The sequence below is a fragment of the Cuniculiplasma thermophilum genome (genome assembly GCF_052315355.1).
GTDB lineage: Archaea > Thermoplasmatota > Thermoplasmata > Thermoplasmatales > Thermoplasmataceae > Cuniculiplasma.
This window is the reverse complement of the sequence record NZ_JBLSDF010000024.1, coordinates 18602-29068: the sequence shown is the minus strand read 5'-3', so window position 1 is coordinate 29068 and position 10467 is coordinate 18602. Positions and strand designations below refer to the sequence as shown.

Below are 10467 nucleotides of genomic sequence, written 5' to 3'. Positions count from 1 at the left end.
TATCTGAGAGCAGCAGAGATAAATGACAAATGGTCTATGAGATGGTCTATGAGATCATTGAGGGGATATTATAAATGCATTGATGAGATTAAGGAAATGTTCCAAAGGAGGTATCCTTTATAAATACACAACATTTGGGACACTATGTCATGGCCTATGATCTAAATTTTTATCAATAATATTTGTAAATTTTTTAAATCAAAAAATAGCGTCATATTTTGATATCATTTTTATGAAAATTTATATTGAAAGATAACATAGTAATTCCAGCTGAGAATATGGAATTTGAGAAATTTAAATTTATGCAATTTCCACGAGATATTTACGTGGGTCACGGCGTAATTCATAAAACAACAGACGTCGTAAAAAAGAACCTGAGGGGTGATAGGGTTGCTATCATTACGGGTAATAACACTATCAAACTGGCAGGTGGAGAGATTTCGGAGATTCTCAGTGATGCTTCCATAGAAAATACCATACTTATGGCGGGTCCTGCGGATGAAGAGACGCTGGATAAAATCACGCAGGAAGCAAGAGAATATGGTGCCGATATGATTATAGGGGTAGGCGGTGGAAGCAAGATCGATCTTGCAAAAAAGACTGCCTATTATCTTGACGTTCCATTGATTAGCATACCGACCACGCCGAGTCATGATGGAATTGCTTCCCCAAGGGCATCCATAAAAAGGAGGGGGTGGTCTGTATCAGAAGAGGCTGTAATGCCTGTTTCCATAATTGCAGATACAGCAATTATGGTAAAGGTACCATATAGATACTTAAAGGCAGGCGCAGCAGACGTTATATCAAATGAGACGGCTATTCTTGATTGGAAGCTGGCTAATAGATTAAAAGGGGAGGATTACAGTAGCAGTGCAGCTGCAATCGCTGAATACGCAGCAAAGGAATTAATTGAAAGGTCACACATGATTATGCCAGGTGTAGAGGAATCTGTATGGCTCGTTACAAAGCAAATACTAGCTTCCGGGACATCCATGGCCATAGCAGCATCATCCAGACCAGCCAGCGGTGGAGAGCATCTTATAGCTCATGCTCTGGAAACAATGGCACCTGGCAAAGCGATACACGGTGAGCAGGTTGCAATAGGCTCTGTGGTAGCCATGTTTCTTCACGGTGGTGACTGGAGGAATTTAGCCTCAGTCTATGAAAGGATAGGAATTTCAATACGTGCAAGGGACTATGGCATAAGCGACCATATAATGATTGAAGCACTAAGAACTGCTCACAGAATCAGGCCTGAACGCTTTACTATACTGGGTGAAGTTGATTTAAGCTACAATGCTGCTGAATCTGCCTTGAGAATTACAAAGATAATTGAATAAAAGGGTTGAATAAGATGGCAGGTAAAATTACCCTGATAGGGGTTGATCAGGCTATTGTAGGAAGTACTTTCAGATACGTTACACCCTTACAAACCTGTTCAGAATGTAAAATTAAGAATGTATGCTTCAATTTGGAACAGGGGAAGGCATATAAAATAAAAGAGGTAAGGGAGAAGGAACAACCTTGCAATGTTTTCAACAAGGGGAGAGTTCTGGCAGTATCTGTCGAAGAAGTACCGGAAGAATTTATAATGGAATATGACAGACGTGTTCAGGAGGGTTCAGTTACATCAACGAGAAGCATGAAATGCGATTATGTTACATGTCAATATATAGAAAAGTGCAACCTTCTTTATCACAGAAGCGAAGGGAAAATAAAAATATCCTCCATAGGTCAAAAAGTTGAGTGTCCAAAGGGTTACAATATGAGGAAAATAAGCGGATCATACATTTCTGAAAAAAAGTAGTGTGATCCAATGGAATTCAGCATAGGAATAACCGGAAAACCAAACGCAGGCAAGTCAACTCTTTTTTCCTCCCTTACGGAAACTGTGGTTGCAATTGGGGACTACCCGTTCACAACAGTTGAGGCAAACAAAGGCATCGCTTATCTGAGGGAAAAATGCCCTCACACAGAACTTGGAAAGCAGTGCAATCCTCGAAGAGGCAGATGTCTGAATGGCATCAGATACATCCCTGTGGAGGTCATGGATGTTCCAGGGCTAATAGAAGGGGCAAGTCAGGGAAAGGGAATGGGAAATCAGTTTATGGATTCCCTCAGGGAAGCATCTGCTCTCATTAACCTGATCAGTCCAGTCACAGACGAAAAAAAACTTATGACACTGGACGAGATAAAACAATCGGCGGAAGAGGTGGAGAAGGAGATATTCCTGTGGTTTTCCTCCAGATTCGGAAGTGATTGGGAAAGATTTTCCAAAAAAGTATCACACCTATCCATACCAAATGAGGAGAAGATCCTCATGAAGGCATCATTTTTTGGAATAGGTCTTAAGGAAGTGAGAAAGATACTTTCTATTACAAAGATGAACGATAATGTATCTATCTGGGGTGACGACGAGATAATGGAATTTACGAGGGCAGTTCTCAAAATTATTAGGCCCATAAAGAGAGTGGTAAATAAGGGAGATCTTCTTGAAAATACCAAAGAAATAAAGGCACAGGGGTTTCATGTTATATCGGCCGATTATGAACTATCCATAATGAAGGCTTTCAAATCAGGAATCATAAAGGATATGAATTCTCTGGAGCCCTCTGAAAAGGCAAATGAAAGGCAAAAAGAGGCCCTTAATCTGATCAGAAAGTCCTATGAGAGCGGAAAACTTGAAAGGATCAGCGATGTAATATCCGGAATTGTCAAGACCGATCTCCAGAAGATAGTGGTTTTTCCAGTTTATGATGAAAATAAATGGACAGATAAGGAAGGAAACGTACTTCCGGACGCATTTCTTATGGATCAGGGAGATACAGCAGAGGACCTCGCATTCAGGATTCATACTGACATCGGCAATGGGTTCATAAGGGCAATTAATGGAAGAACAAAGATGATTCTTGGAAGATCATATTTGTTGAAGGACGGGGACGTTATAAGAATCGTTGCCAAGACCTGAGATGAAATAATCAAGAAATTGGAAAAAATTAATTATGAATTTCAAAGGGTTAGGGACCCATTTATCACTGGTTGAAAGAGAAATACAATTCAATAAAGATAAATATTAGAAAACCTCATTATGTCTTAAAGGATAAGCCTTTAAATACGGGGTTTAGAATGCAATTTTACAATCTGATTCGGCACTTTAAGATAGATATATTTGAAACCATTAAGACGAGGGAATATGATTGAAGCCCTACATTCTATGGGATTTTGACGGAACTCTGTACAGAGGCATCAGGCCGTTTATTATCTACACATCAAGTATTCTTAATCTTCTTGGGGAAGAGGATACAGGTGAAATAAAGGAAATAGAAAGAAGACTAAAGGATTATGATCATTTTTATGGAAATGATGGCTATGAAATAGTTGCAAGGTATTTTTCATCTGTCCCATCAAGAATATTGCAAGCCGCCTATGAAGAAATGAGAGAAACTCTATTGGATCATCCTGAATATGTTGAAGTTCCTCAAAAACTGCAGGAATTTCTTAAAAGGTCAAAGGAGAAATCAATCATGATAGTGGCCTCAAACTCTCCAGAACCATATGTAACGCCATTCATGGAAAAATTGGGTCTGGTCGATTATTTCTCAAGGATAATAAGCTGGGCTGCAAAACCCGAGGGTATTATAAGGATAATTAAGGAATTACCAGAAGATGCCAATTTATTGAGTGTAGGCGATCATTACCCTAACGATATTGCTCCTGCAATAGAACTGGGAAAGGATGCTGCATATATTTCTCCCTATTCAACTGGAAATATGAAAGCCACATTTAAGGGTAAAAAAATTGAAGATGTTTTGCCAAAGATGAGTAAGTGGATAGATTCGCACATTAATTGAAGTCCGGGAGGGAATCAATGTTCACCTGAACCCGTTTTCCATCTTTGAAAAATACTGCGTTCTTCAAATCAAGTATGATGCCAATTTCAGTTCCGTGTTTTATCTTTTTATCCTTTGAAATTCTGGTCTTGATTTCAACATTGCCAACATTTACATTGAGAAGTGTCTGTGAGCCAAGATACTGGGAATGCCCAGCGATCCCTATAAAATGATGGGGATCATCTCTGCCAACTAAGTATATATCCTCATTTCTGATTCCAAGGCTATCAAAATCTCCATCTATTCCAAGATCCTTCACGTCCTCTCTTCCGAAGATGTTAACTCCTCCAAGAAAACCAGCCACAAAGAGATCATTGGGCTTTCCATAAACTTCCCTTGGAGATCCTTTCTGGATGATTTCTCCCTTATGTACGACCACTACCGAATCACCCAGTGCCATGGCCTCCTCCTGGTCGTGAGTGACGTGAATGACTGTGATACCTAGTTTTCTTTGAGTATCTTTAAGATAACTCCTCAGATCAACTCTGACCCTTGTATCAAGATTGGAGAGGGGTTCGTCCATCAGCAGGATCTTTGGTTTTTTGACTATGGCTCTGGCAAGAGCAACTCTCTGCTGTTGTCCCCCACTAAGCTGCTTTGGTAGTTTTCCTGTCTGATCATGCAACTGCATTACCTCAACAACGTCATCAACACTCTTTTTGATTTCTTCTATAGGTCTCTTTTCAACAGTTAATGGTATTGCTATATTTTGATATACAGTCAGATGGGGATAAAGGGCATAGTTTTGAAAGACCAATCCAACGCTTCTCTTCCAGGATGGTATATTTGTAACATCTTCTCCACCTATTACGACTCTCCCTTTGTCTGGAGTTTCAAGTCCAGCCACAATCCTCAGAAGAGTTGTCTTACCAGAACCTGATGGTCCTAGAACTACTATGTATGAATCCTCTTCGAATTCAAGTTCATCTACAGATATGGCAGTAAATTTTCCATATTTTTTTTCTATATTATAAAGTCCAAACTGCGAACTCAATTGACGTTACCTCCAACTCTCCAAAGTTTTTCAATTCTTTTTCTTGCCAGGTATATTAAGAGAAGTGATGGAATTATGCTTATTACACTTGCCGCTGAAAGCGCACCGTAGTTGAAAGCTTCATGGCCTATGGTGCTTCCTACAAATATTGTTGCAGTCTGGGCACCAGAAGGATGGAGCAGGGACATATTATAAGGAGTATATGTTAAGGCAAGAGGGAAAATGAGGGCACCCCACGCGAGAATAAAGGAATAAAGAAGTGTGACAGATATGCCATCCCCGCTAAGTCTCAATATGATGGAATAAAAGGTTTTGAACACGTTCATTCCATCCATGTTTGCAGCCTCATCTATATGCTTTGGAAAATTAGAATAGAAATTATATAGCATCCATATTGTAAGCGGCATCACGAATACCGGGTATGATATTATCAATCCGAACCATGAATTCATCATTCCAATCGAATTCACAATGTTGTGTACAGGTATCATAAATATTACTGTAGGCAGGGAATATATGAAGAGCACGAGTCCAATAAATTTGAGTCCTCCAATTCTGTAACGGGAAGTCGCATAGGCGGCTGGAGCACCAATAAGAAGAACAAGAATAGATGTGCCCAGGGATACAACAAGACTTGTGATGAAGAAAGGCTCTCCAGTTATGAAACTGAATGTATAATGGGCAAATGTGATAAGATACGGGATAATTACGGGTGGAATTGCAACTATCTCAGGATTACTCTTTAAGGATTCAAGAACAAGCCACAGGAATGGGAAGAGAAAGAAAATCATATACAGAATCGTAAAGACCCATGCCATGTACCTTGGCATCTCCTTATTTGGCATGAATTTGAAAATCTGACTCCCGTTCCTCCTGCCTTCCCAAAGGGTCAATCTGACAAAAAGGAGTGCTATACCTGTTGAAATTGCAGTCATAATTGTCATCAAAACTGCTGCAAATCCTACGTCATTGGAAAAGAACAATTGATATGAGTAATAGGACAGATCAGTAATTGCAAATGGGGCTGCGTAACTGCTCACCACATATATAGGATCAAATGTGAATGAACCGTACAGAATCATAAGGACTGTTGCGGAGAGTATGCTTGATTTTACATAGGGAAGATCAATGGTAAAAAGTTTTCTTGCCCCAATGATCCCATCCATCTGTGAAGCCTCCTCAATGCTTGGAGGTATTGATCTCAAACCTGAGTAGATTATGAGTGTGGAAAGTGGGAGGCTTGTCCATATATCTATAATCACGATCATCCATGTATTGGAAAAAAAGTTGATCTTGTCAATGTAATAGAGTATTCCATAAAATGGGTTAAGCATAAAGGACCAGATTACAGCTGCTGTGACAAGGGGAATGAGGGATGACAGGAGAACAAGGGGTAATATATATGGCTTGTTCAGCCTCTTCATGAATGACGAAAGAGGAATTGCGAGAAGAATATCAAAGAAAGGAACAAAAAGGGTGTAAATAAGTGTATTCTCAAATATCTCTGTTATGTAGGGAGTGGTAAAAAGGGCTGAATAATTCTTAAAACCCACATATGTCAATGCACCCGTGTATATGTTCTCCTGCTGGAAAGTCAGCAAGATATTTTCAACCATCGGATAAAAAGCAAAAATTATAAAATATAAAAGAGCCGGGATGATCAGATAAATGGCCTGCTTTTTTGTAGGTGACCTCATCAAATCTCATCTTTATAGGGTAAGGTCATCCGTACTTATTGCATTTTCCCATTCATTATATGCGGTACTGAGTGCTGAAGCGGCAGTTGTCTTTCCTTCAAAGTAGTTCAGTATCTGCGAGTTCATATCAGGAATTAACGTGGGGAAAAGAGGTGACAGGGCTGTTATTATGGATGCATACTGTTTGTTGAGGGTTATATTTTTTGAATAGTTAAGGAAAGAGTGTATCCATGAAAATCCACTCATGTTTGCAGCCTCACTTAGACCAGAGTATGTTCCCGGAAGGAATGAATAATCAGTAAGACCCATTTCGTATTGGGCTGGTGAGGTTGCATAGTTAAGGAACTCAACTGCAAGGCTTGTATTGGTGGCGTAGGGATTAACTCCAAGAAATGTTGGTGAATACCCTGTGAATCCGCCCGGCATAAGTGCCACTGAATAATTATTTGCAACCTTTGAACTATTTGACGAATATGTGGGGAAAAAGCTGGACCAGGCAACTCCCATAGCGTAGTCTCCTGTTGCGAAATATTCCTCCTGCTGACTGTATCCAATTGGCTGCACTGAAACCGAAGGTTCGTACTGTGTTAGATTTTTATACATTCTCAGTGCCTTTATTCCCTGTGTGTTATTGAAAGACGGCAGGAATTTTCCGTTAACATTACCAAAATAGGTCCAGTAATTTGCGGAAGAATTAGCTGGAACTCCTGTTGTCTTATTACCTGCCACATATGGATACAGCATATTGTAGAATGCATCTATCATGGAATGATGGGAAGAATCTGGAAACATAAGGGCGTAATAATTATTTTTTCCATTGAACTTTGTGTTATCGCTTATGAATTGAGCAGCATCCTGAAGGGCTGTGAAATTCTTGTACGTTCTTGGATTGAAGCTGAAATGGTACTCGTTCATGAATTCTGTCTGGAGGGTTTTATTTTCAAATATGGATTTCTGATAAACAAGGTTGTAACCAAGAACCGTATGTATGGGTACGCCTATTGTCTTTAGAATGGTTCCATTTGTTGCAATCTGATATCCTCCCGAAAACATGTTTCCCGTCAGGAAATTTGACACATCTATTGAATTGGGTCCGGTGGTTGGAAGATTATATAATAGAGGTGAAAGAGCAGCTGCCTGAGATGCATAATACATAATTATGGATGGAGAAGATGATTGCCCCTTCAGTGCGCTTTCCTCAGATGTTAAGAGGGAAGAATACCCTGCAGTGGTTATTTTAACTGTATACCCAGGATGGGAGTTCTCGAAGTTCTTTGCAACTTGTGTAATGTATTCGCATGTATAACTCCCACTTCCAACAAGTATTGTTATTTCTTTTTTGTTCACCTGACTGGAAGAAGTTGCCAAATAAATACCAAGACCTGCGATTATAACAACAATTACGATGGCAATAACTATAAATTTCGTCTTGCCACCAGTAATACCCTTTAACTGTGAATCTGGATTCTGACTATCCATACCGACCTATGAATCATGTCATTATATATTTTTTCACAATCCCGTATTTATGATATATATTTTGGAAGATTTTCCTCATCTTCCTTAAGACTGATTGTAAAGTCTCATTTCAGGATATTTTTGCCTTAAGTGTCCACGCAGGAGAACAAAAATGTAAATGAAGAATGGGCTGCATTTTCCCAAGGTACTGAATGTGTTACAAAACATTTAATTAGTATATTAGTATACGATAATATAGTGATACTATGAGTGGAAAAATTGCAATTGTAATAAATTCGGGAATGGATCAGAAGGAAAAGGTACTTTCAGGAATTCATGTTGCAAAAAGAATATATGATGCAAGAAAGGAAAATAACATCCAATCAGTGGAGGTTTTTCTCTTTACAGGAGGTGTCAGAGCTATGGCGAAGCTCGAATCAAATAAGGAATTCATAAGTGCCATAAGGGAACTGGTCGATGCCGGTATTGTGATCGGAGCCTGTTCAAATCAGGCAGAGGCATATAAACTGAAGGATCAGTTAAATGAGAGCAAAGTAAACCTTGAGTTTGCAAGGGATGCTTTTTCAAGATATGCAGTTGAAGGATACACAGTATTGACATTCTGAAGGCTCAAAATGACTGACAGATCAATTTTTGAAAAAGCTGTACTCTCATCAGGGAATCTTCCTGTCTTTTTCCTTAGGGATACAGAATCCAGCCACGGAAGATACTCAATGAAGGTGAGGGAGATTCATGCAGAGGATATATTAAAATTTCATGGACATGCCTGTGATGGGCTGTTCAGGGGGATTTATGCAATATCTGTTGCTATGAAGAAACTCTATCCAGAAGGAATAATTGATCGCACGGATACAAGAATAATTTCCAGAAACAGTCCATGTATTGGAGATGTTGCCTCATATATTACAGGAGGGAGAGTCAGGTTTGGGACTCAGGATGTTATCTCAGAGCCTGGAGTGTGGTATATAGCACAGAGAATTTCAGATGGTAAAGCTGTCAGGGTAGCTGAAAGAAAGGGATTTTTTCCTGAGGAAATATCCAATATTGAAAGAGAGTTCGGGATTTCCAAACCTGAAAATATCCCGTCTCTTGTGGATCTTCTCCAGAAGATGCAGGATGAATGGGTTCAGAATGTTTTACTCAATACAAGGCCTGAAGACAACTATTCAGCTGAATTTTTAAGTATTGATTGGAAAGAGGTACCTTATGAGCATAAGGGAATAAGGACAGATATACTATATAAGAATGCAGAGAGGGTTGAAAAAGATGAGTGAAATCGATATTGAGGAATACAACAGAATTGCAAGTCTTTTAAAGGCAATGGGTGATTCAACTAGATTGAGGATACTAGGATTATTGAAGACAAGCGAATTCTGTGTCTGTCAGATTCAGTCAATACTTGGTCTGTCACAGTCAAACGTTTCACAGCATCTTTTCAAACTTAAGGCAGAAGGACTGGTAAGGGAAAGAAGATCATCCCAGTGGATATATTATTCAATTTCAGAAAGAATGCCTGAAATAGCGCGCTGCATCTTAAATCAGATTCCAGAAGTAATGGTAGATTCGAGAAATGATAATGGAACCTGCGAAGTAAAAAATGAATGATTTCATTCTCAAGGAAATGAAGGACATTAATGAAAAAGATTATTTTTCCAGCTCTGTAGAGTATATTTTTGCATCCATTAGAGTATCTATAAATTCCTTTCTGTTTATTTTCCCTGTATTGACATTTCTCGGACTTGGATGAAAGAGGCTGTATAGCCTGACCTCTCCAAACTGGTACTTCAGATTATTCCCAAATTTAATACCTGAAACACTGTACCCATTTTCTTTTAAAATTTTAAGGGCGCTGTCAAAGGCAATTTTACCAAGTGCTATTATTGACCGAAGATTTTTCATTAATGAATATTCCATTTGCAGGTATGGAAAGCAGTTTTCCATCTCTTCTTTTGCCGGCTTGTTATCGGGCGGAACGCATCTCACGGCCAGAGTTATGTATGCATCTATATATTCAAGCCCATCATCCAATCTTGTAGATGTCGGAATGTTTGTGATCCCAGCTTCATAAAGGCAGGAGACAAGAAAATCAGAACTTTTATCGCCTGTGAAAACTCTTCCAGTTCTGTTTCCACCAGAAGCGGCAGGCGCCAGGCCAATTATCATCATTCTCCCCTTAATGTTGCCATATCCGTGAAGTGGTTTTCTCCAAAAAGTAACTTTTTCGTATTTCTTGGAATCCTTTAAAACACTTTCTCTAAATTCAACCAGTCTTTTGCATTTCTTACACTGGGTAATCTCATCATAAAGTTCATTTAAATCCGTGCCAATCAACCTACCTATAATAAATAACAAAGATTATTCTTTCCATTTGATCTTTATATATAATTAAGGGAAATCCAATAAACCA

Annotated in this window: 11 protein-coding genes; 7 read left to right on the top strand and 4 right to left on the bottom strand. The window is 39.1% G+C overall.

Annotated features, from left to right (window positions below; all coding sequences use genetic code 11):
* Positions 1-245 precede the first annotated feature (245 nt).
* The 4 genes from ACNF42_RS05620 to ACNF42_RS05605 all read left to right on the top strand — a co-directional run bounded on the left by ACNF42_RS05620 (position 246) and on the right by ACNF42_RS05605 (position 3851).
* Positions 246-1340, top strand: a complete 1095-nt coding sequence (locus ACNF42_RS05620; protein WP_443339691.1) for an NAD(P)-dependent glycerol-1-phosphate dehydrogenase — start codon at positions 246-248, stop codon at positions 1338-1340.
* Positions 1341-1354: 14 nt separating this feature from the next.
* Complete coding sequence (locus ACNF42_RS05615) at positions 1355-1807, top strand: UPF0179 family protein (RefSeq protein ID WP_443339690.1); 453 nt, start codon at positions 1355-1357, stop codon at positions 1805-1807.
* Positions 1808-1816: 9 nt separating this feature from the next.
* Positions 1817-2968, top strand: a complete 1152-nt coding sequence (gene ychF / locus ACNF42_RS05610; protein ID WP_443339689.1) for a YchF-related putative GTPase — start codon at positions 1817-1819, stop codon at positions 2966-2968.
* A gap of 229 nt (positions 2969-3197) precedes the next feature.
* Positions 3198-3851 (top strand): HAD family hydrolase, encoded by a 654-nt coding sequence (locus tag ACNF42_RS05605; RefSeq protein WP_443339688.1) that lies wholly within the window; start codon positions 3198-3200, stop codon positions 3849-3851.
* On the opposite strand, the gene ACNF42_RS05600 is transcribed toward ACNF42_RS05605, so the two are convergent.
* The 3 genes from ACNF42_RS05600 to ACNF42_RS05590 are packed head-to-tail and all read right to left on the bottom strand — an operon-like array spanning position 3844 to position 8060.
* Entirely contained in the window at positions 3844-4884 is a 1041-nt protein-coding gene (locus tag ACNF42_RS05600; RefSeq protein ID WP_443339687.1) for an ABC transporter ATP-binding protein, read from the bottom strand. The two genes, ACNF42_RS05605 and ACNF42_RS05600, sit on opposite strands and share 8 nt — an antisense overlap.
* On the bottom strand, positions 4881-6581 hold the full coding sequence (locus ACNF42_RS05595; RefSeq protein ID WP_443339685.1) for an ABC transporter permease: 1701 nt from the start codon (positions 6579-6581) through the stop codon (positions 4881-4883). The genes ACNF42_RS05600 and ACNF42_RS05595 overlap by 4 nt, the downstream gene beginning before the upstream one ends.
* Positions 6582-6593: 12 nt before the next feature.
* Positions 6594-8060: an ABC transporter substrate-binding protein gene (locus ACNF42_RS05590; protein ID WP_443339684.1), complete on the bottom strand. Its 1467-nt coding sequence runs from the start codon at positions 8058-8060 to the stop codon at positions 6594-6596.
* Between the two features lie 245 nt (positions 8061-8305).
* Between ACNF42_RS05590 and ACNF42_RS05585 the strand changes: the two genes are divergently transcribed.
* Genes ACNF42_RS05585 through ACNF42_RS05575 form a run of 3 tightly spaced genes read left to right on the top strand, consistent with a single transcriptional unit; the run spans position 8306 to position 9665 of the window.
* Positions 8306-8665, top strand: a complete 360-nt coding sequence (locus tag ACNF42_RS05585; protein ID WP_443339683.1) for a DsrE family protein — start codon at positions 8306-8308, stop codon at positions 8663-8665.
* 9 nt (positions 8666-8674) lie between these two features.
* Positions 8675-9334: a formylmethanofuran dehydrogenase subunit E family protein gene (locus tag ACNF42_RS05580; RefSeq protein WP_443339682.1), complete on the top strand. Its 660-nt coding sequence runs from the start codon at positions 8675-8677 to the stop codon at positions 9332-9334.
* On the top strand, positions 9327-9665 hold the full coding sequence (locus ACNF42_RS05575; protein ID WP_443339681.1) for an ArsR/SmtB family transcription factor: 339 nt from the start codon (positions 9327-9329) through the stop codon (positions 9663-9665). The genes ACNF42_RS05580 and ACNF42_RS05575 overlap by 8 nt, the downstream gene beginning before the upstream one ends.
* A gap of 39 nt (positions 9666-9704) precedes the next feature.
* Here ACNF42_RS05575 and ACNF42_RS05570 read toward each other — a convergent pair whose 3' ends face one another.
* Entirely contained in the window at positions 9705-10391 is a 687-nt protein-coding gene (locus tag ACNF42_RS05570; RefSeq protein WP_443339680.1) for a uracil-DNA glycosylase, read from the bottom strand.
* Between the last annotated feature and the right edge of the window lie 76 nt (positions 10392-10467).